Genomic DNA, 19,847 nt, shown 5'->3' on the forward strand with positions numbered 1-19,847 from the left:
CCCGTGCACACCATGGCCGACGATCGTAGTGGGTGGCCGAGTGCTCCATCTCACGTCGTGTGCGTAATCTGGGTGAAATCCCGGGTCGTGATACTGGCAGTGTCTCCCCTACCCCGGGCGGTGGTGCACGGACCGTCTGAACTGCAAGGATGTGGCTATGGACAAGCAGCAGGAATTCGTCCTCAGGACACTTGAGGAGCGCGACATCCGGTTCGTCCGGCTGTGGTTCACCGACGTGCTCGGTTATCTCAAGTCCGTGGCCGTGGCCCCTGCCGAGCTTGAGCAGGCGTTCGACGAGGGGATCGGCTTCGACGGCTCGGCCATCGAGGGCTTCGCCCGCGTCTACGAGTCGGACATGATCGCCAAGCCGGACCCGGGTACGTTCCAGATCCTGCCCTGGCGCGCGGAGGCCCCCGGCACCGCCCGCATGTTCTGCGACATCCTGATGCCGGACGGCTCGCCGTCCTTCGCGGACCCGCGCTACGTGCTCAAGCGCATCCTGGCCAAGACCTCGGACCTGGGCTTCACCTTCTACACCCACCCGGAGATCGAGTTCTTCCTGCTGAAGGACAAGCCGGTGGACGGCAGCCGCCCCACCCCGGCGGACAGCTCCGGCTACTTCGACCACACCCCGCAGAACGTCGGGATGGACTTCCGCCGCCAGGCGATCACGATGCTCGAATCGATGGGCATCTCGGTCGAGTTCAGCCACCACGAGGGCGCCCCGGGTCAGCAGGAGATCGACCTCCGCTACGCGGACGCGCTGTCCACCGCGGACAACATCATGACGTTCCGTCTGGTCATGAAGCAGGTCGCGCTGGAGCAGGGCGTGCAGGCGACGTTCATGCCGAAGCCGTTCTCGGAGTACCCCGGCTCCGGCATGCACACCCACCTCTCCCTCTTCGAGGGCGACCGCAACGCGTTCTACGAGTCCGGCGCCGAGTACCAGCTGTCCAAGGTCGGCCGCTCCTTCATCGCGGGCCTGCTCAAGCACGCCGCGGAGATCTCCGCCGTGACCAACCAGTGGGTCAACTCCTACAAGCGCATCTGGGGCGGCTCCTCCCGCGCCGCGGGCGCCGGCGGCGAGGCCCCCTCGTACATCTGCTGGGGCCACAACAACCGCTCCGCCCTCATCCGCGTCCCGATGTACAAGCCCGGCAAGACGGGCTCGGCCCGCGTGGAGGTCCGCTCCATCGACTCCGGCGCCAACCCGTACCTGACATACGCGGTCCTGCTGGCCGCCGGCCTCAAGGGCATCGAGGAGGGCTACGAACTCCCGGCGGGCGCCGACGACGACGTCTGGGCCCTGTCCGACGCCGAGCGCCGCGCGATGGGAATCGAGCCGCTCCCGCAGAACCTGGGCGAGGCGATCTCGCTGATGGAGAAGAGCGAACTGGTCGCGGAGACGCTCGGCGAGCACGTCTTCGACTTCTTCCTCCGCAACAAGAAGCAGGAGTGGGAGGAATACCGCAGCGAGGTCACCGCCTTCGAGCTGAAGAACCTGCTGCCGGTGCTGTAACTCCCCTGCGGAGCAGCCGAGTACGGGCTTCGGGCCGACGGTGTCGCACCGTCGGCCCGAAGCCGTATCGGGCGGCCGGTCACCACAACGCGACGTCGGGTGGCGTCGTCGCCCAGGCCGGGCGCCAGACCGGCCCGGGGAGCCCCGGCAGGCTGCCGAGGTGGGCGATGACCCCGCGCAGCCCTGGATGGGGGTTTGTCGCGGGGAGGATGAGCGACAGCGGGTACGCGAGGGCCGGGCTCACGACCGGGATGCGCCGCAGGTCGTACTCAGCCGGCCAGGTGTACCGGTCGCGCGCCCCTACGAGGGTGGCCACCTGGGCGGATTCCGCGAGGGTCTCCAGGAGTACGTCGTCGCCGAAGTGCGGACCGGTCGCGTCGATGCGCAGGTCGAACGCGGCGGCGAGCTGGTCGTAGAAGTCCGACCACTCGCTCAGCGGCGCGATGCCCGGCACCCAGATCCGGTGCTTGCGCAACTGCTTCGGCGTCAGGCTGCTCGCGGCAGCGAGCGGGTGTTCCGGGCCGACGAGGAGTTCCAGCGGTGAGTCGAACGCGTGGATCATCCGCACGCCGGGCGGCAGTACGGCCGGGTCCGTGACGGTACGGAAGGTGGCGTCGATATCGCCCGCCGCGACGGCGGCGGCCGCCACGCGGGGGTCGTTGACCCGGAGGGTCACCACGTCGAGGTCGGTCCCAGGGCGCGACCGCCAGTACTCGTGCAGCACGACGGCCTGCGCGCTCCGCAGGCCGAGGACGTCGATCCGCAGGGCCCGGGAGCCCGGCCTGACCGCGGCGACGGCGCGCTCGACACCCGCCACGACGCTCCGTGCGTGGGGGAGGAACGCCTGACCGTCGAGGGTCAGCTCCACCCCTCGGGGGGTGCGGGTGAACAGGCGGACCCCCAGCTCTCGCTCCAGGGCGGCGATCCGCTTGGAGACGGCCTGCTGCGTCACGCCCAGCTCATCGGCCACGTGCCGCAGCCGTCCCAGTTCGGCCGCCCGGACGAACGTACGCATTGCCTCGGTGTCCACGGGTTCAGTCTAGATACGCACAACTGATGGTTGTGGCGGCAGAGGGTCGGTTGTGGGAGTCCCGTACGGGCCCGCACGGGCGGTGGCCATAGGATCCGGCCCATGGTGACTGCGACGGTCCGGGAGTGGCGCGACGAGGAAGGGTGGGGCGTGCTCGATTCCCCCGAGACCCCCGGCGGCTGCTTCGGCCACTACTCCGACATTCAGCAGCCCGGATTCCGCACCCTGACGCCCGGACAGCGGGTGGACCTCGTCTGGGAAGCGCCCGGCTTCAAACAGGACGGGTACGACTACCGCGCGGTGAGTATCGTGCCGCGGTCCGCCTGACGTCCGCAGCCGTCCCGGAGCCATCGGCGGCTGTATCCGCTCGACCCCGCCACCCGCTCCGAGTGCGTCCACTGCAACCGCCGCATGCCCACGATCTGCACGGGGATCAACTGCCCGCTGAATGGTGGACTGCACGCACCCGAACACTGACAATGGCAGCAGAGCCGCAGTGGACGGGGGAGCCATGGCTGAAGTTCTCGGAGTGCTCGGCGTGCTGTTCGCCGTGATCGTCATCCTGATCGTGAAGCTGATGCTGCGAGGCCTGGGCCGCCCCACAGACAACTTCGACGGGCAGCAGATCGAGCGGCAGCACAGTGCGGAGGCGCGGCACACCCGGGCGGCCAACAACTCGGTCGCCGTACACAGCCGCTTCATCGACGGCGGCAACGACTGGCGGCCCCGCAAGCGCTGCCCCCCCCCGGCGGGACGGCACGCGCCGGACCCCGCTGGGGTAGGGTGACGTTCCCCCGCACGGGGACGTACGCAAAATTCCCCCGCAAGGGGCGTACAGCAAGACCCCCGCACGGGGACGTACCGCGAGATCCCCGCACGGGGACGGGCCGAAGGAGGTGGGACCCATTACCGCTGTATCAGGCTGGGTGCTCGCCCCTCGTCAACGCGTGGTCGACCGGACATAACCGACCGCGGAGCACCCATCGGCGTCTTCCCGAAAGGCTCCGTTCCATGCCGGTCCCGCTGTCCCCGATCGCCCGCTCCTCCCTGGTCACCGCACTCCGCACCGCCGGCTGCGTCTTCGCGGAGGACGAGGCGGAGCTGATCGCCTCCACCGCCGCCGATCCCGCCGCCCTCATCGCCATGGTGGAGCGGCGCGTCGCCGGTCTTCCGCTGGAACACGTCCTGGGCTGGGCCGAGTTCAGCGGGCTGCGGATCGCCGTGGACCCGGGGGTCTTCGTCCCCCGCCGCCGCACCGAGTTCCTGATCCAGCAGGCCGTGGCGCTCGCCCCGCGACCCGCCGTCGCCGTCGACCTCTGCTGCGGCACGGGCGCGCTCGGCGCCGCCCTCGCCGCGGCGCTGGAGGGGATCGAACTCCACGCCTCCGATGTCGAACCCGCCGCCGTGCGCTGCGCCCGGCGCAACGTCGGTGAGCTGGGCCGGGTCTACGAGGGCGACCTCTTCGCCCCGCTGCCCGGCTCGCTGCGCGGGCGCGTCGACGTACTCCTCGCCAACGTGCCGTACGTACCGACCGGCGATGTCGCGCTGCTCCCCGCGGAGGCGCGCGTGCACGAGCCGCTGGTGGCGCTCGACGGCGGCGGCGACGGGCTCGACGTCATGCGCCGGGTGGCCGCGCAGGCGCCCCAGTGGCTGGCGCCGGGCGGCAGCCTGCTGGTCGAGACGAGCGAACGGCAGGCCGCCCTCGCCGAGGAGACCGTCGGCGGCAGCGGACTGATCCCGCGCGTGGTGACCTGCGACGAGCTGTACGCCACCGTCGTGATCGGGACCATGCCCGACCCGCCGCCCCGGTAGCCGTCAGCAGGTGCCCCGGACCCGGCCGCTCAGGCGAAACGCCACCGGGTCTGGGTGAACCGCTCGCCCTTGCCGAAGCCGAAGACCGTGCGCGGGGACACCGCGAAGACCTCGGCCCGATTGCCCTGAGCGCCCACGAACAGGCCGTCCGCGACGTCGAAGTGCCAGAACTCCCCGTACTTCGCCTCCCAGACCTGGGCGAGAGCGGTCAGCGGGGCCGCGTCCCTCACCCGCTCCGCCCGGCCCTCCATTACCACGTCGAAGCCCTCCGCCCAGGTGCTGGTGCCGGTCGTGAGGACCACCTCGGCGTTGGCCGCCAGATTGCGCGCCTTGCGTTCCTCCGCGCCGGTGGAGAAGTGCAGCGCCCCCTGCCACCAGACCCCGATCAGCGGGGTGACGTGCGGGCGCCCGTCGGGCCGGACCGTCGTCAGCCAGTACAGCTCGGCCCCGGACAGCAGTTCCCGCGCGTCGGCCCAGCGGGCGGGCTCCGCGCCGGGGCTGCTGTAGCGGGGGTCCAGCTCGGGGTGCGGTTCCGCTGCGGACATGATCGGGCCTCCAGGAGAGTGCTGAACGGGATGTACTGGCGAAGTACAGACTGTGCGGCCCCTCCGTATTCATCGGCGCGGGACTAGGCTCGTAAGACTGGAACGTGATCGGGCGGCGAGCAGGAGAGAGCGCGGAATGACGACGTTGCCGGGGCGCAGGAGCAGTACGTTCACCCGATTGCTGCGACACGGATTCACCGACCCGTCCGTCGCCGAGCGGCTGCTCGACCTGCCGGACCTGACCTCCGTACGCTCCGACCCCGTCCTCCTCGAAGCGCTCGGGGCCACCGCCGACCCCGATCTCGCGCTGCGCGGCGTCGTACGGCTCGTGGAGGCGGAGGAGCCGGACGAGCGGCAGATCCTGCTGGACACCCTCGTCACCGCCAAACCGCTGCGGGACCGGCTGCTCGGGGTGCTCGGGGCGTCGGAGGCGCTCGGTGACCACCTGGCCCGCCACCCGCGCGACTGGCAGGCCCTCGTCACGTACGAGGCCACCGATCTGCATCCCGGAGTGGCCGAGTTCGAGCACGAGCTGGCCGGGGCCGACGACCAGGACGCCCTGCGCGTCGCCTACCGCCGGTGCCTGCTGTCGATAGCGGCCCGGGACGTGTGCGGCACCACGGATGTCGCGGAGACCGCCGCCGAGCTCGCGGACCTGGCCACCGCGACCCTGCGGGCCGCCCTCGCCATCGCCCGTACGGCAGCGCCCGAGGACGCCGCGCAGTGCCGCCTCGCCGTCATCGCGATGGGCAAGTGCGGCGGCCACGAACTGAACTACGTCTCCGACGTGGACGTCATCTTCGTCGCGGAACCCGCCGACGGCGCCGAGGAGAGCGCCGCCATCCCGGCCGCCACCCGGCTGGCCGCGCACATGATGCGGATCTGCTCCGACACCACCGTCGAGGGCACCATCTGGCCCGTCGACGCCAACCTCCGCCCGGAGGGCCGCAACGGGCCCCTGGTGCGCACCCTGTCCTCGCACCTCGCCTACTACCAGCGCTGGGCCAAGACCTGGGAGTTCCAGGCGCTCCTCAAGGCCCGGCCGGTGGCCGGCGACCCCGCGCTGGGCGCCGAGTACGTCGACGCCGTCTCGCCGCTCGTCTGGCAGGCCGCCGACCGGGAGAACTTCGTCCCCGACGTGCAGAAGATGCGCCGCCGGGTCATCGACACGATCCCCGTCGACCGGGTCGACCGCGAGATCAAGCTCGGGCCCGGCGGACTGCGGGACGTCGAGTTCGCCGTACAGCTGCTCCAGCTCGTGCACGGCCGCAACGACACCGGCCTGCGCAGCGGCTCGACCCTGGAGGCCCTGGGCGCGCTCGCCCGGGGCGGTTACGTGGGCCGGGTGGACGCCGCGCAGCTGGACGACGCCTACCGCTTCCTGCGCACGATGGAACACCGCATCCAGCTCTACCGGCTGCGCCGTACCCACCTGGTCCCGGAGGACGAACCGGACCTGCGGCGCCTCGCCCGCTCGCTGGGCATGCGCACGGACCCCGTCACCGAGCTCAACCAGGCCTGGAAGCGGCACGCCTCCGTGGTGCGCCGGCTGCACGAGAAGCTGTTCTACCGGCCGCTGCTCGACGCCGTCGCCCAGCTCGCCCCCGGCGAGTCCCGGCTCAGCACGAAGGCCGCCGCGCACCGGCTCGAAGCCCTCGGCTACGAGGACCCGGCGGCCGCGCTGCGCCACCTGGAGGCGCTGTCGTCCGGCGTCTCGCGCAAGGCCGCCATCCAGCGCACCCTGCTGCCCGTGCTGCTCGGCTGGTTCGCGGACTCCGCCGACCCGGACGCCGGACTGCTCGGCTTCCGCAAGGTGTCCGACGCGCTGGGCAAGACCCCGTGGTACCTGCGTCTCCTGCGCGACGAGGGCGCGGCGGCGGAGAACCTCGCCCGGGTCCTGTCGGCCGGCCGGCTCGCCCCCGACCTGCTGCTCCGCGCCCCGGAGGCGGTGACCATCCTCGGCGACCCGCAGGGGCTGAAGCCGCGCGGCCGGGACGCCCTGGAGCAGGAGGTACTGGCAGCGGTGGGGCGCTCGGACGGCGCGGAATCCGCAGTGGCGGTGGTGCGCGGGGTGCGGCGGCGCGAACTGTTCCGGACCACCTCCGCGGACCTCATCAGCTCCTACGGCACCGAGGACAGCCCCGCGGAGCAGGACCCGGGCGCGCTCGTCGACCGCGTCGGCACCGCCGTCACCGACCTCAACGCCGTCACCATCGCCGGCGCCCTGCGCGCCGCCGTGCGCGCCGAATGGGGCGACACGCTCCCCACCCGGTTCGCCGTGATCGGCATGGGCCGCTTCGGCGGACAGGAGCTGGGCTACGGCTCCGATGCGGACGTCCTGTTCGTCCACGCGCCGCGCGAGGGCGTCGACGAGCAGGAGGCGACCCGGGCCGCGAACCGGGTGGTGGCCGAGATGCGCAGGCTGCTCCAGCTGCCCACCGCGGACCCGCCGCTGATCATCGACGCCGATCTGCGCCCCGAGGGCAAGAGCGGACCGCTGGTCCGCACCCTGAAGTCGTACGAGGCGTACTACCGGCGCTGGGCGCTGGTCTGGGAGAGCCAGGCGCTGCTGCGCGCCCAGCCGATGGCCGGTGACGCGGATCTGGGCCGCGACTTCATCGAGCTGATCGATCCGCTGCGCTACCCGGCGGAGGGACTGGGAGAGGACGCGGTCCGCGAGATCCGGCGGCTCAAGGCCAGGATGGAGTCCGAGCGGCTGCCGCGCGGGGCGGACCCGACGCTCCACACGAAGCTGGGCCGGGGCGGGCTCAGCGATGTCGAGTGGACGGTCCAGCTGTTGCAGATGCAGCACGGCTGGGCGGAGCCGGGGCTGCGGACCACCCGGACCCGTGAGGCGCTGGCGGCCGCGTGTGCGGCGGAGCTGCTCTCGGCAGAGGACGCGCAGACGCTGGACGAGGCGTGGGTGCTGGCGACCCGGGTCCGCAACGCGGTGATGCTGGTACGGGGGAGGCCGGGCGACACTTTCCCGTCCAACCCCCGGGAGCTGACCGCGGTGGGGCGGTACCTGGGGTACGAGCCCGGCCACGTCGGCGACATGCTGGAGGACTACCGGCGGATCACCCGGCGGGCGCGGGCGGTGGTGGACGAGCGGTTCTACGGGGCGGCGGTGTGACTCAAGCCCCTCCGGCGATTGAGGAGCGGGGTCCCGTGCGGAGCCCCGAAACCCGGGCGCGCCCGCACCTGTCCCCGGACCGGCCCCCGGCCCTCAGTTCCGGCCCACCGCGGCCTTCGCCCGGTGGACAGACAGCGCGGACAGCCGGGCGCGCCCGGCGTCCTTCGGGGGAATCCGCCTCGGCAGATGGTGCGGCAGCGCTCCGTACCAGGCGTACGACACCGCGTAGCCGAAGGCCAGGCAGGCCATGCCGCCCACCGCGTCCAGCCAGAAGTGGTTCGCGGTCGACACGATCACCATCAGAGTGACCACCGGGTAGAGCAGGCCCAGGATCTTCGCCCAGGGCGCGGAGGCCAGCGCGAACACGGTCAGCCCGCACCACAGCGACCAGCCGATGTGCATCGACGGCATCGCCGCGTACTGGTTCGACATGTTCTTGAAGTTGCCCGAAGCCATCGAACCCCAGGTCTGGTGGACCATGACCGTGTCGATGAACGTGCTGCCGTTCATCAGGCGGGGTGGTGCCAACGGGTACAGGTAGTAGCCGGCCAGCGCGGCCGCCGTGGTCGCGAACAGGGCCAGCCGGGCTGCCGCGTAGCGGCCCGGGTGGCGGCGGAACAGCCACACGAGCACCCCGATGGTGACGATGAAGTGCAGTGTCGCGTAGTAGTAGTTCATCGACACGATCAGCCATGTCACCGAGTCGACCGCGTGGTTGACCGACCGCTCCACGGCAATGCCCATGAACCGCTCGACCGACCAGATCCAGTCGGCGTTGGCCAGAGCCGCCGCCTTCTGCTCGGGGACGGCGTTGCGCACCAGCGAGTACAGCCAGTAACTGACCGCGATCAGCAGGATTTCGAACCAGAGGCGCGGCCTTCGCGGGGACCGTGGACCACGCAGCCCCGCCAGAGTGCGATCGCGCAGTCTTCGCATCCGGTTCGCGTCGCCGGGTTGCTTCGTGTTCGCCTCGGGAGCCGCCTCGTTCACGATGGGTGACGGGGTGGCCTCCGTACGGCCTTCCTGTCGTTTCACGCTCAATTCACCCATAGGCACAGAGTCTGCCAGATTTGCCCCCTCCGCCTGATGATCCTCCGGTCGGGAGCGGCCCGCACGTCCTGCGGACTACGGCTGTGCGTGGGATCCTTGGACGGTCGGGGCGGGCGATGCCGCGTCCGGACCGGGACCCGCGGCGGTCGAGCCGCGCACGACCAGCTCGGGCATGAAGACGAACTCGCTGTGCGGGGCGGGTGTGCCGCCGATCTCCTCAAGGAGCGTACGCACAGCGGCCTGGCCCATCGCCGTCACCGGCTGCCGGATCGTGGTCAGCGGCGGATCGGTGAACGCTATGAGCGGGGAGTCGTCGTAACCGACCACGGACAGATCGCGCGGCACCTCCCTGGAGAGCCTGCGAGCTGCCCGGATGGCACCGAGCGCCATCATGTCGCTCGCGCACACCACCGCCGTGCAGCCCCGCTCCATCAGCGCGGAGGTGGCCGCCTGACCGCCCTCCAGGGTGTAGAGGGAGTGCTGGATCAGCCCCTCCACCTCGTCCGGAGTGAGGTTCAACTGCTCGCGCACCGTGGCGTGGAAGCCCTCGATCTTGCGGACCACGGGGACGAACCGCTTGGGCCCGACGGCCAGTCCGATCCGGGTGTGGCCCAGCGACACCAGGTGCGTCACCGCCAGCCGCATCGCGGCCCGGTCGTCCGGTGAGATGAACGGCGCCTGCACCTTGGGCGAGAAACCGTTAACCAGTACGAAGGGGACTCCCTGGGCGCGCAGTTGCTCGTAGCGCTGCATATCGGCCGAGGTGTCGGCGTGCAGTCCGGAGACGAAGATGATTCCCGAGACGCCGCGGTCGACCAGCATCTCGGTCAGCTCGTCCTCCGTGGAGCCGCCGGGGGTCTGGGTCGCCAGCACCGGGGTGTAGCCCTGCCGGGTCAGCGCCTGCCCGATGACCTGGGCGAGCGCCGGGAAGATGGGGTTCTCCAGCTCGGGCGTGATCAGACCGACCAGACCCGCGCTGCGCCTGCGCAGCCGTACGGGCCGTTCGTAGCCCAGGACGTCGAGCGCGGCGAGGACGGATTCGCGGGTGGCAGCGGCAACCCCTGGCTTGCCGTTCAGTACACGGCTGACCGTCGCTTCGCTGACCCCCGCCTGAGTTGCGATATCGGCAAGCCGTGCGGTCATGGGACTGGACTGTACCGGGAGCGGGTCGGATTGCCCACCATGCACAGGAATCGGACGCCGACGGCCGGGAGACCGGCCCGCGACCCCGCCCCTGGCTCCTCCTGAGGCTCGTCCTGGCTGCCCGTACGGCTCCTACGGTCGAACCATTCGGCAATATCTTGCAAAGTCTTGCGGGGTCGGCCTGCGGGCTGCGGTCAGATCGTCGCACTGCGGAATCATGGGTGGTGGCCAGCCCCTGTCAGGGTTCATGGCCGCGCGTCAAGGGGCTTGACGGCAACCGTGCGGACACGCGAATGTAACGATCGCCGGAGCTTGCAGAAATCTTCCGCAAACTCTTTCGGCCTTCTTTCATCCTTGTTACGTTCACGTCGACCCGGCGCCGCGACGGAGCGGTACGGCAGTTGAAGGAGTTCAGATGCGACATGGCATAACGGCCACCGCCCTGGTCGCGGCCCTGGCGCTCGCGGCGACCGCCTGCGGCAGCGACGACGACAGTTCCAACGGCACCTCCAAGAGCTCGGGCGAGCTCTCCGGCACCGTCACGTGGTGGGACACCTCCACCGCGGGCAGCGAGGACAAGGTCTTCAAGAAGATCGCCGAGGGCTTCGAGAAGGAGCACCCGAAGGTCGACGTCAAGTACGTCAACGTCCCCTTCGGTGACGCGCAGAACAAGTTCAAGAACGCCGCGCAGTCCGGCTCCGGCGCCCCCGACGTGATCCGCTCCGAGGTCGCGTGGACGCCCGAGTTCGCCGACCTCGGCTACCTCGCCCCGCTGGACGGCACCCCCGCCCTCCAGAAGGTGGACGACTTCCTGAAGCAGGCCGCCGCGTCCACCGAGTACAAGGACAAGACGTACGCGGTGCCGCAGGTCATCGACTCCATGGGCATCTTCTACAACAAGAAGATCCTCAAGGACGCCGGCGTCCAGGTCCCCAGGACCGTCGACGAGCTGAAGACCGCCTCGAAGAAGATCAAGGACAAGACCGGCAAGACCGGCCTCTACCTGCGTGGCGACGACGCGTACTGGTTCCTGTCCTTCCTGTACGGCGAGGGCGGCGACATGGTCGACGCCTCCAACAAGTCCGTCACCATCGACAACCCGGCCGGCGTCAAGGCGATGAAGGTCGTCAAGGACCTCGTCGACTCCGGCGCCGCCAAGACCGACGCGACGGACGGCTGGGAGAACATGCAGTCGTCCTTCAAGGACGGCAAGGTCGCGATGATGATCAACGGCCCGTGGGCCGTTGCCGACACCTACACCGGCAAGGAGTTCACCGACAAGGCCAACCTGGGCGTCGCCCCGGTCCCGGCCGGCTCCACCGCGCAGGGCGCCCCGCAGGGCGGTCACAACCTCGCCGTCTACGCCGGTTCCAAGAACCTCGACGCCTCCTACGCCTTCGTCGACTACATGACCTCCGTCAAGACCCAGGCCCAGGTCACCAAGGAACTCAACCTGCTGCCGACCCGCACCTCGGCCTACGCGCAGGAGAGCGTCGTCGACAACGAGATCGTCGGCTTCTTCAAGCCCGTCGTCGAGAGCGCCGTCGAGCGCCCCTGGATCCCGGAGACCGGCAGCCTCTTCGCGCCGCTCGTCACCGAGTACACGAAGGTCCTCACCGGACAGACCTCCCCGGAGAAGGCCGTCAAGACGACCGGCGACTCCTACCGCAAGCTCCTCAAGGGCTGGAAGTAACCCAGGAAGGAAGGCCGGCTGATGGCTGTCCACACCAGCCAGTCGGTGGCGAAGGCCGCGGGCGACGACACCGTCGCCCGCGGCCGGAGCCGCGGTACTGGCAACCCCACGCCCCCGGGCCGGATCCGGCGGGCGCTGTCGACCCACTGGTACGCCTGGACCATGGTCGCCCCGGTCGTCATCGTGATCGGCGTGATCATCGGGTATCCGCTGGTCCGCGGCATCTACCTGTCGCTGACCGACGCCAACGAGCGCAACGTCGAGCGGTCCATCGGTGTCAACCACATCCCCGCGACATACGAGTTCGTGGGTCTGGACAACTACACCGACGTACTCAAGGGCAGCGAGTTCCTCGGCACGCTCGGCTGGACCCTGGTGTGGACGGTCTCCTGTGTGACCATCACCTTCGCCCTCGGCATGGGGCTCGCCAACATCCTCAACCGCCGGATCGCCGGGCGCTCCGCATACCGGATGGCGCTCATCCTGCCCTGGGCCATCCCCGGCTTCGTCTCCGTCTTCGCCTGGCGCTTCCTCTACAACGAGGACCGGGGGCTGCTCAACAGGATCCTCTCGGGGAGCGGCTTCGACGGCATCCCGTGGCTCAACGACCCCACCTGGGCGAAGATCTCCGTCATCGCCGTCAACGTGTGGCTCGGTGTGCCGTTCATGATGGTCGCCCTCCTCGGCGGGCTCCAGTCCATCCCCAGCGAGCACTACGAGGCCGCCGAGATGGACGGCGCCACCCCCTGGCAGCGCTTCCGCCACATCACGCTGCCCGGACTGCGGCCGGTCTCCACCACCGTGATCCTGCTCTCCACCATCTGGACCTTCAACATGTTCCCGGTGATCTACCTGCTGACCGGCGGCGGACCCGGCGACGCCACCCAGATCCTGGTGACGCAGGCGTACAAGTTCTCCTTCGAGATCAGCCCGCGCGACTTCGCGCTCTCCTCCACCTGGGGCGTGCTGATCCTCGTACTCCTGATGCTCTTCGCCGCTGTGTACCGGCGAGTCCTCCGCACCCAGGGAGATGACTGGTGACCACGGCACCCGCCCCCGCCGCGCGGCGCTCCGCGCCCAAGGTCCGGCTGCGCGGCGAGCGTTCGCCGCTGGCCTCCACCGCACTGCACCTGACGCTGATCGTCGCGTCGGTGATCGCCGTCTTCCCCGTGCTGTGGGTCCTGCTCACCTCGTTGAAGCCCGCCAAGTTCGCGACCACCACGAGCTTCTTCAAAGAGACGACGTTCGAGAACTACACGCACCTGCTCCAGGACACGAAGTTCCTGACCTGGTTCGGCAACTCGGTGGTCGTCGCGGGGCTCACCACACTCGTCGGCGTGATCGTCTCCGCCTCCACCGGCTACGCCGTCAGCCGGTTCCGCTTCCCCGGGAAGCGCGGACTGATGTGGACGCTGCTGATCACCCAGATGTTCCCGGTCGCCGTCCTCATCGTGCCGATCTACAACATCATGGCGACCATGGGTCTGCTCAACCAGCCCTCCGGTCTCGTCATCACCTACCTCACCATCTCGGTGCCGTTCTGCGCCTGGATGATGAAGGGCTTCTTCGACACCATCCCGCGCGAGATCGACGAGTCGGGGCAGGTCGACGGCCTCACCCCGTTCGGCACGTTCTGGCGGCTCATCCTGCCGCTGGCCAAGCCCGGACTCGCCGTCACCGCGTTCTACTCCTTCATCACCGCCTGGGGCGAAGTGGCGTACGCCTCCGCCTTCATGGTCGGGGAGGACAACCTCACCCTCGCGGGCGGACTCCAGCTGTTCGTCAACCGCTACGGGGCGCAGTGGGGCCCGATGACCGCCGCCTCCGTGCTCATCGCGATACCCGCGGCCCTGGTCTTCCTGTTCGCGCAGAAGCACCTGGTCACCGGCATGTCCGCCGGAGCCGTCAAGGGCTGAGCCGAGAGGGTGCCGCCGTCCGCGCAGCACGACCGTACGACCCGCACGCACCAGTCACGGTGGCGCCGGCATCCCGACCCGGTCCCGGCGCCACTCCCCACCCAGACACCCCAGGGACGACATGACCCAGCACCTCGCTGCCCCCTCCACCGGCACGTCCGCCGACGCCCCGGGCCACCGCACCGGCTGGTGGCAGGACGCGGTGATCTACCAGGTCTATCCGCGCAGCTTCGCCGACGGCAACGGCGACGGCATGGGCGATCTCGCAGGCGTCACCGCCCGGCTCCCGTACCTCAGGGACCTCGGCGTCGACGCGGTGTGGCTCAGCCCCTTCTACGCCTCCCCGCAGGCCGACGCCGGATACGACGTCGCCGACTACCGGGCCATCGACCCGATGTTCGGCACCCTGCTGGGCGCCGACGCGCTGATCCGGGACGCCCACGAACTGGGCCTGCGGATCATCGTCGACCTGGTGCCCAACCACTCCTCAGACCGGCACGAGTGGTTCAGGCGGGCGCTCGCGGAGGGCCCCGGCTCCGCCCTGCGCGACCGCTACCACTTCCGCCCCGGCAAGGGCGCGAACGGCGAACTCCCGCCCAACGACTGGGAGTCCATCTTCGGCGGACCGGCCTGGACCCGGACCACGGACCCGGACGGCACGCCCGGCGACTGGTACCTCCACCTCTTCGCACCCGAGCAGCCCGACTTCAACTGGGAGCACCCGGCCGTCGCGGACGAGTTCCGCTCGATCCTGCGCTTCTGGCTCGACATGGGCGTCGACGGCTTCCGGGTCGACGTGGCGCACGGCCTCGTCAAGGCCGAGGGCCTGCCCGACCTGGGCACGCACGACCAGCTGAAACTGCTCGGGAACGACGTGATGCCGTTCTTCGACCAGGACGGCGTCCACGAGGTCTACCGCAGCTGGCGCACCATCCTCGACGAGTACCCCGATGCAATGGGGCCCGAAGGACCTTCGTCAGAGGGGCGGCGGCGGGCGACGGGCGGGCGAATTCTGGTCGCCGAGGCCTGGACCCCGACCGTCGAGCGCACCGCCAACTACGTACGCCCCGACGAGATGCACCAGGCCTTCAACTTCCAGTACCTGGCCACCTCCTGGGACGCCGAGGCGCTCCGCGAGGTCATCGACACCTCGCTGAACGCGATGCGCCCGGTCGGCGCCCCCACCACCTGGGTGCTCTCCAACCACGACGTCACCCGGCACGCCACCCGGTTCGCCAACCCGCCCGGCCTCGGCACCCAGATCCGTACCGCGGGCGACCGCGAACTGGGCCTGCGCCGGGCCCGCGCGGCGAGCCTGCTGATGCTGGCGCTGCCCGGCTCCGCCTACGTCTACCAGGGCGAGGAGCTCGGCCTGCCCGACGTCACAGAGCTGCCCGACGAGGCCCGCCAGGACCCGTCGTTCTTCCGCGCCGAGGGCCAGGACGGCTTCCGCGACGGCTGCCGGGTGCCGATCCCGTGGACCCGCGAGGGCTCCTCGTACGGCTTCGGCGCGGGCGGCAGCTGGCTGCCGCAGCCCGCGGGCTGGGGCGAGCTGAGCATCGAGGCCCAGACCGGCGCGGCCGGCTCCACCCTGGAGCTGTACCGGGCCGCGATCACCGCCCGCCGGGCGCACCCCGGACTCGGCGCGGGCACCGCGGTGGAGTGGCTGGACGCCCCCGAGGGGCTGCTGATCTTCGCCCGCCCCGGCTTCGTCTGCACCGTCAACACCACGGACACCGCCGTCCGCATCCCCGTACGCGGCACCGTCCTGCTGTCCAGCGCCCCGGTCACCACCGACGGCGCCGAGATCGAGCTGCCGGCCGACACCACGGTGTGGTGGACGGTGTGACCGTCCCCCCGCCCAGGGCCGGCAGCCCGCTGAGGCTCTCCGACATCGCCGGACAGGCCTCGGTCAGCGAGGCGACCGTCAGCCGGGTGCTCAACGGCAAGCCGGGCGTCGCGGACACCACGCGTCAGCGGGTGCTCGCGGCGCTCGACATCCTCGGCTACGAGCGCCCGGTACGGCTGCGGCAGCGCAGCGCCGGACTGATCGGACTGGTGACACCCGAACTCACCAACCCGATCTTCCCGGCGTTCGCGCAGTCCGTCGAACAGGTCCTGGCGGGCCACGGCTACACGCCGGTGCTCTGCACCCAGCTGCCCGGCGGTGCCACCGAGGACGAACTCGTCGAGCAGCTCGTCGAGCGCGGCGTCGGCGGCATCGTCTTCCTCTCCGGACTGCACGCCGACACCTCGGCCGACCCGGCGCGCTACGCCGCGCTGACCGACCGGGGCGTCCCGTTCGTCCTGATCAACGGCTACAACGAACGGATCAGCGCCCCGTTCGTCTCGCCCGACGACACCGCCGCCGTCCGCATGGCCGTCGGCCACCTCGCGGAACTGGGCCACCGCAAGGTCGGCCTGGCGATCGGCCCGCAGCGCTACGTGCCCTCCCGCCGCAAACGCGACGGCTTCGTGGACGCGGCGGTCTCCCTCCTGGGCATGGACCGCTCGGAGGCCGAACTCCTGGTGTGCTCCACCCTGTTCAGCGTGGAGGGCGGCCAGGTGGCGGCGGGCGCCCTGCTCGACCGGGGCTGCACGGGCATCGTCTGCGGCAGCGACCTGATGGCACTCGGCGTGGTGCGCGCCGCCCGCGACCGCGGCCTCGCGGTGCCGCGCGACGTCTCCGTGGTCGGCTTCGACGACTCCCAGCTCATCGCGTTCACCGACCCGCCGCTGACCACGGTCCGCCAGCCCGTCCAGGCGATGGCGGCAGCCGCGGTGGGCGCCCTCCTGGAGGAGATAGCCGGCAGCCCCGTCCAGCGCACGGAGTACGTGTTCCAGCCGGAACTGGTGGTACGGGGATCGACGGCGGCGGTGGCGTCGGGGGTGCGCGGGGGCTGACGTCGGCAGCGCCCCTCAGCCCTCCCCGTCGCCCTTCTTGAAGAGCCGGACGGTGCTGAGGATCTTGCGGATCGTGGTGTCGGGGACCTCGTCGGGGACGCCGTGGGCGCCGACGTAGGTCCATGACACGAAGACGCCCTTCGCGTTCTTGAAGGCGAACGTCACCGCCTTGTCGTCGCCGTCGCACTTGCCCTTCGCCGGGGTGCCGGACGAGGTGACGGTCACGAGGCTGCCCTGGATGCCCGTCTTCGTGCGGTAGGGCTCGGGCTCACCGATGGTCAGGCGGGTTCGGTCGGGCTGGGTGTAGGCGCCGTAGACCCAGTTCGTCGCGGTGTCCTTCGCGGCCGCCGCGGTGTTCTTCGAGCTCTTCTCCCCGGTGGTGCCCGTCGAGGCGAGCGGGGTGTCCTCCTCGCTGCCGCTCTTGTCGTCGTCGGACGTGCACCACTTCTCCTTGAGCACCGCCGGGGCCATCATCGCGACCAGCGGCTTCTCCTCGGGGTCGTCGTCCTTCGCGACGTAGCTGACCCAGCTCGCGGACTTCCGGGCCCAGGAGGGCGGTACGTCGAACGTGATGCCGCGCTGGGCGTTCACTACGGTGTTCCAGCCGGGGACGAGGGGGCCCGAGCCGCCCTCGGCCGCGGAACGGGACTTGTCGCCGGGGCTCGCCGAGGCCGATGCCGCGGGCTTCGGGTCGGCCTTGTCGCTCCCGTCGTCGCGGAGCACCAGGACGCCGGTCACCGCGCATGCCGCGACGATCACCGCGGCCGCGGTCACGACGGCGACCGTGGTCCGGTTCCGGGAGCGGCGGGGTGGTTCGGGGGGCCGGACTGCGTAGGACTCGAACCGCTGTACACGTTCGGGGAGTTCGGCTGTTCAGGGGCGTCTGCTGTCCTGGCCACATGGAGAGTCAGTCCAGTTGGCTCTGTTCGAGCCGTTCGATCGGTGTGTTCCTCTCTGCCCGGCGCACGCGGGAGAGCCCCCGAGATCGGCCCGGGGTGGGCCGGCGGGGAAGCGAGCTCGGGGTCCCTCCACGTCGTGACCGGTCCGGCCGGGCGGGCGCGTGGGGCCCGGGGTATCGGGACCCCCGGCCGACCGGACCGGAGTCGGGTGAAACGTAACAGGGCTGCAATGGCTTGCGTAAGGCCTTGCAGGGAGGAATCTGCGGTATTTCGTTGATGCGGGCAGGGTGTGAGCGGGTCTTGTCCAAAGGGTTGACCGGGTCCTGGCGGGCTCGTACGGTCTCCCCGCGGCAAGGTTTGCATTCTTGCAGCAAGAACCTTCAGGAGTCTTGAGGGCAGGGCGCGTTGCCGGACGAGGCTGAACCGTCACCCGCGTTTCCCCCACCGCAGGAGGAAAGACATGGCATGTAGACCCCTGTTGTCTGCAGCGCTCGCGCTGATCGCGGGCGCCGCCGCCCTCGTGGTCCCCGCCGCGAACGCGCAGGCTTCCGCCCCGGGTGCCAAGGGCGTCACCGCCGTTCTCTTCGAGTGGAAGTTCGACTCGGTCGCCAAGGCCTGTACGGACTCCCTCGGCCCGGCCGGTTACGGCTTCGTACAGGTCTCCCCGCCGCAGGAGCACATCCAGGGCGGGCAGTGGTGGACCTCGTACCAGCCGGTCAGTTACCGGATCGCCGGACGGCTCGGTGACCGTGCCTCCTTCGCCAACATGGTCAGCGCCTGCCACGGCGCGGGCGTCAAGGTGGTGGCCGACTCGGTCATCAACCACATGTCGGCCGGCTCCGGCACGGGTACCGGCGGGTCCTCGTACAGCAGGTACGACTACCCCGGCCTGTACTCGGTCAACGACATGAACGACTGCCAGTCGCAGATCAGCAACTACGGCGACCGCGCCAACGTCCAGAACTGCGAACTCGTCGGCCTGGCCGACCTGGACACCGGTGAGGAGTACGTGCGCGGCAGGATCGCCGGATACCTCAACGACCTGCTCTCGCTAGGCGTCGACGGCTTCCGTATCGACGCCGCCAAGCACATCCCCGCCGGGGACCTCGCCAACATCAAGTCCCGGCTGAGCGACCCCGGGGTCTACTGGAAGCAGGAGGCTATCTACGGGGCCGGTGAAGCCGTCTCGCCCGACGAGTACGCCGGCACCGGGGACGTCCAGGAATTCCGTTACGCCCGGAGCCTCAAGCAGGTCTTCAAGAACGAGAACCTCGCCAACCTCAAGAACTTCGGTGAGGGCTGGGGCTTCATGCCCTCCGCCAGGGCCGCGGTGTTCGTCGACAACCACGACACCGAGCGCGGCGGCGACACACTGAGCTACAAGGACGGTGCCGACTACACGCTCGCCAGCGTGTTCATGCTGGCCTGGCCCTACGGCTCGCCCGACGTCCACTCCGGCTACGAGTGGTCGGACAAGGATGCCGGACCGCCCAACGGCGGTGCGGTGGAAGCCTGTTACAGCGACGGGTGGAAGTGCCAGCACGCCTGGCGCGAGATCGCCTCCATGGTCGGCTTCCACAACACCGCCCGCGGTGAGTCCGTGACGAACTGGTGGGACAACGGCGGCGATCAGATCGCCTTCGGCCGGGGCTCCAAGGCGTATGTCGCGATCAACCACGAGGGCTCCTCGCTGGGCCGTACCTTCCAGACCTCGCTGCCCGCCGGTGACTACTGCGACATCCAGTCCGGCAAGGGCGTCACCGTCGACGGCTCGGGCCGGTTCACCGCCACGCTCGGCGCCGACACGGCCCTCGCCCTCCGGACCGGCGCCCGCACCTGCTCCGGCGGCGGCACCGGTCCGACGGACCCGACCGACCCCGGTACGGGCACCTCGGGCGCCTCCTTCGGCGTCAACGCCACCACCCAGCTGGGCCAGAACATCTACGTCACCGGCGACCAGCCCGCCCTCGGTAACTGGAACCCGGCCGCCGCGCCGAAGCTCGACCCCGCCACGTACCCCGTCTGGAAGCTCGACGTGAGCCTGCCCGCCGGTACGTCGTTCGCGTACAAGTACGTCCGCAAGGACGCGAGCGGCAACGTCACCTGGGAGAGCGGCGCCAACCGCACCGCCACCGTGCCGGCCTCCGGCAAGGTCGCGCTGACCGCGGACGTCTGGCGCGGCTGACCTCTTCCCCCTCCTGTT

At 70.3% G+C, this 19,847-nt stretch carries 16 protein-coding genes; 11 read left to right on the top strand and 5 right to left on the bottom strand.

Translation table 11 applies throughout. From position 1 onward, the window contains the following. Window positions 1–157: 157 nt before the first annotated feature. Window positions 158–1,519: a gamma-glutamylpolyamine synthetase GlnA2 gene (glnA, locus tag RLT59_RS28470; RefSeq protein WP_266778016.1), complete on the top strand. Its 1,362-nt coding sequence runs from the start codon at window positions 158–160 to the stop codon at window positions 1,517–1,519. Window positions 1,520–1,598: 79 nt separating this feature from the next. Here glnA and RLT59_RS28475 read toward each other — a convergent pair whose 3' ends face one another. Next, window positions 1,599–2,549 carry a LysR family transcriptional regulator gene (locus RLT59_RS28475; RefSeq protein WP_311306027.1) on the bottom strand — a complete coding sequence of 317 codons (951 nt, stop codon included), beginning with the start codon at window positions 2,547–2,549 and terminating at the stop codon, window positions 1,599–1,601. Between the two features lie 102 nt (window positions 2,550–2,651). Here RLT59_RS28475 and RLT59_RS28480 point away from each other — a divergent pair, with 102 nt between their 5' ends. From RLT59_RS28480 to RLT59_RS28490, 3 genes are all read left to right on the top strand, one after another. Further along, a complete protein-coding gene (locus RLT59_RS28480; RefSeq protein ID WP_311306028.1) occupies window positions 2,652–2,876 on the top strand; it encodes a cold-shock protein in 225 nt (74 codons plus the stop codon). Between the two features lie 184 nt (window positions 2,877–3,060). Next, complete coding sequence (locus tag RLT59_RS28485; protein WP_311306029.1) at window positions 3,061–3,336, top strand: hypothetical protein; 276 nt, start codon at window positions 3,061–3,063, stop codon at window positions 3,334–3,336. Window positions 3,337–3,560: 224 nt separating this feature from the next. After that, complete coding sequence (locus tag RLT59_RS28490) at window positions 3,561–4,361, top strand: putative protein N(5)-glutamine methyltransferase (RefSeq protein WP_311306030.1); 801 nt, start codon at window positions 3,561–3,563, stop codon at window positions 4,359–4,361. A 29-nt stretch (window positions 4,362–4,390) separates the two neighbouring features. On the opposite strand, the gene RLT59_RS28495 is transcribed toward RLT59_RS28490, so the two are convergent. Beyond that, the gene (locus tag RLT59_RS28495; protein ID WP_311306031.1) at window positions 4,391–4,906 is read right to left on the bottom strand and encodes a pyridoxamine 5'-phosphate oxidase family protein; all 516 of its coding nucleotides are present in this window, start codon (window positions 4,904–4,906) and stop codon (window positions 4,391–4,393) included. Between the two features lie 136 nt (window positions 4,907–5,042). Here RLT59_RS28495 and RLT59_RS28500 point away from each other — a divergent pair, with 136 nt between their 5' ends. Further along, window positions 5,043–8,039 (top strand): bifunctional [glutamine synthetase] adenylyltransferase/[glutamine synthetase]-adenylyl-L-tyrosine phosphorylase, encoded by a 2,997-nt coding sequence (locus RLT59_RS28500; RefSeq protein ID WP_311306032.1) that lies wholly within the window; start codon window positions 5,043–5,045, stop codon window positions 8,037–8,039. A gap of 93 nt (window positions 8,040–8,132) precedes the next feature. On the opposite strand, the gene RLT59_RS28505 is transcribed toward RLT59_RS28500, so the two are convergent. Further along, complete coding sequence (locus tag RLT59_RS28505) at window positions 8,133–9,089, bottom strand: phosphatase PAP2 family protein (protein ID WP_311306033.1); 957 nt, start codon at window positions 9,087–9,089, stop codon at window positions 8,133–8,135. A gap of 75 nt (window positions 9,090–9,164) precedes the next feature. Then, window positions 9,165–10,232 (bottom strand): LacI family DNA-binding transcriptional regulator, encoded by a 1,068-nt coding sequence (locus tag RLT59_RS28510; protein ID WP_311306034.1) that lies wholly within the window; start codon window positions 10,230–10,232, stop codon window positions 9,165–9,167. A gap of 415 nt (window positions 10,233–10,647) precedes the next feature. Here RLT59_RS28510 and RLT59_RS28515 point away from each other — a divergent pair, with 415 nt between their 5' ends. The 5 genes from RLT59_RS28515 to RLT59_RS28535 all read left to right on the top strand — a co-directional run bounded on the left by RLT59_RS28515 (window position 10,648) and on the right by RLT59_RS28535 (window position 16,745). Beyond that, the gene (locus RLT59_RS28515; RefSeq protein ID WP_311306035.1) at window positions 10,648–11,925 is read left to right on the top strand and encodes an extracellular solute-binding protein; all 1,278 of its coding nucleotides are present in this window, start codon (window positions 10,648–10,650) and stop codon (window positions 11,923–11,925) included. Window positions 11,926–11,946: 21 nt separating this feature from the next. Further along, window positions 11,947–12,966: a carbohydrate ABC transporter permease gene (locus tag RLT59_RS28520; protein ID WP_311306036.1), complete on the top strand. Its 1,020-nt coding sequence runs from the start codon at window positions 11,947–11,949 to the stop codon at window positions 12,964–12,966. Continuing rightward, the gene (locus RLT59_RS28525; protein WP_311306037.1) at window positions 12,963–13,841 is read left to right on the top strand and encodes a sugar ABC transporter permease; all 879 of its coding nucleotides are present in this window, start codon (window positions 12,963–12,965) and stop codon (window positions 13,839–13,841) included. The genes RLT59_RS28520 and RLT59_RS28525 overlap by 4 nt, the downstream gene beginning before the upstream one ends. A 121-nt stretch (window positions 13,842–13,962) precedes the next feature. Continuing rightward, on the top strand, window positions 13,963–15,690 hold the full coding sequence (locus RLT59_RS28530) for a glycoside hydrolase family 13 protein (RefSeq protein WP_311306038.1): 1,728 nt from the start codon (window positions 13,963–13,965) through the stop codon (window positions 15,688–15,690). Next, a complete protein-coding gene (locus RLT59_RS28535; RefSeq protein WP_311306039.1) occupies window positions 15,675–16,745 on the top strand; it encodes a LacI family DNA-binding transcriptional regulator in 1,071 nt (356 codons plus the stop codon). The genes RLT59_RS28530 and RLT59_RS28535 overlap by 16 nt, the downstream gene beginning before the upstream one ends. A gap of 15 nt (window positions 16,746–16,760) precedes the next feature. Here the strand turns inward: RLT59_RS28535 and RLT59_RS28540 are convergent, their stop codons facing one another. Further along, window positions 16,761–17,519 (bottom strand): DUF8017 domain-containing protein, encoded by a 759-nt coding sequence (locus tag RLT59_RS28540; RefSeq protein WP_311306040.1) that lies wholly within the window; start codon window positions 17,517–17,519, stop codon window positions 16,761–16,763. A 585-nt stretch (window positions 17,520–18,104) separates the two neighbouring features. On the opposite strand from RLT59_RS28540, the gene RLT59_RS28545 reads away from it, so the two are divergent. After that, window positions 18,105–19,829: a carbohydrate-binding module family 20 domain-containing protein gene (locus RLT59_RS28545; protein WP_311306041.1), complete on the top strand. Its 1,725-nt coding sequence runs from the start codon at window positions 18,105–18,107 to the stop codon at window positions 19,827–19,829. Window positions 19,830–19,847 lie beyond the last annotated feature (18 nt).

Origin of the sequence: Streptomyces sp. ITFR-6 (assembly GCF_031844725.1) — a bacterium.
Lineage (GTDB): Bacteria > Actinomycetota > Actinomycetes > Streptomycetales > Streptomycetaceae > Streptomyces.

Bases quoted from the DNA above. Each gene is read 5' to 3' on its own strand.
- RLT59_RS28505 (WP_311306033.1), bottom strand. From the start codon at position 9,089: ATGGGTGAATTGAGCGTGAAACGACAGGAAGGCCGTACGGAGGCCACC.
- RLT59_RS28510 (WP_311306034.1), bottom strand. From the start codon at position 10,232: ATGACCGCACGGCTTGCCGATATCGCAACTCAGGCGGGGGTCAGCGAA.
- RLT59_RS28485 (WP_311306029.1), top strand. From the start codon at position 3,061: ATGGCTGAAGTTCTCGGAGTGCTCGGCGTGCTGTTCGCCGTGATCGTC.
- glnA (WP_266778016.1), top strand. From the start codon at position 158: ATGGACAAGCAGCAGGAATTCGTCCTCAGGACACTTGAGGAGCGCGAC.
- RLT59_RS28545 (WP_311306041.1), top strand. From the start codon at position 18,105: ATGGCATGTAGACCCCTGTTGTCTGCAGCGCTCGCGCTGATCGCGGGC.
- RLT59_RS28520 (WP_311306036.1), top strand. From the start codon at position 11,947: ATGGCTGTCCACACCAGCCAGTCGGTGGCGAAGGCCGCGGGCGACGAC.
- RLT59_RS28490 (WP_311306030.1), top strand. From the start codon at position 3,561: ATGCCGGTCCCGCTGTCCCCGATCGCCCGCTCCTCCCTGGTCACCGCA.
- RLT59_RS28480 (WP_311306028.1), top strand. From the start codon at position 2,652: ATGGTGACTGCGACGGTCCGGGAGTGGCGCGACGAGGAAGGGTGGGGC.
- RLT59_RS28495 (WP_311306031.1), bottom strand. From the start codon at position 4,906: ATGTCCGCAGCGGAACCGCACCCCGAGCTGGACCCCCGCTACAGCAGC.
- RLT59_RS28515 (WP_311306035.1), top strand. From the start codon at position 10,648: ATGCGACATGGCATAACGGCCACCGCCCTGGTCGCGGCCCTGGCGCTC.
- RLT59_RS28500 (WP_311306032.1), top strand. From the start codon at position 5,043: ATGACGACGTTGCCGGGGCGCAGGAGCAGTACGTTCACCCGATTGCTG.
- RLT59_RS28530 (WP_311306038.1), top strand. From the start codon at position 13,963: ATGACCCAGCACCTCGCTGCCCCCTCCACCGGCACGTCCGCCGACGCC.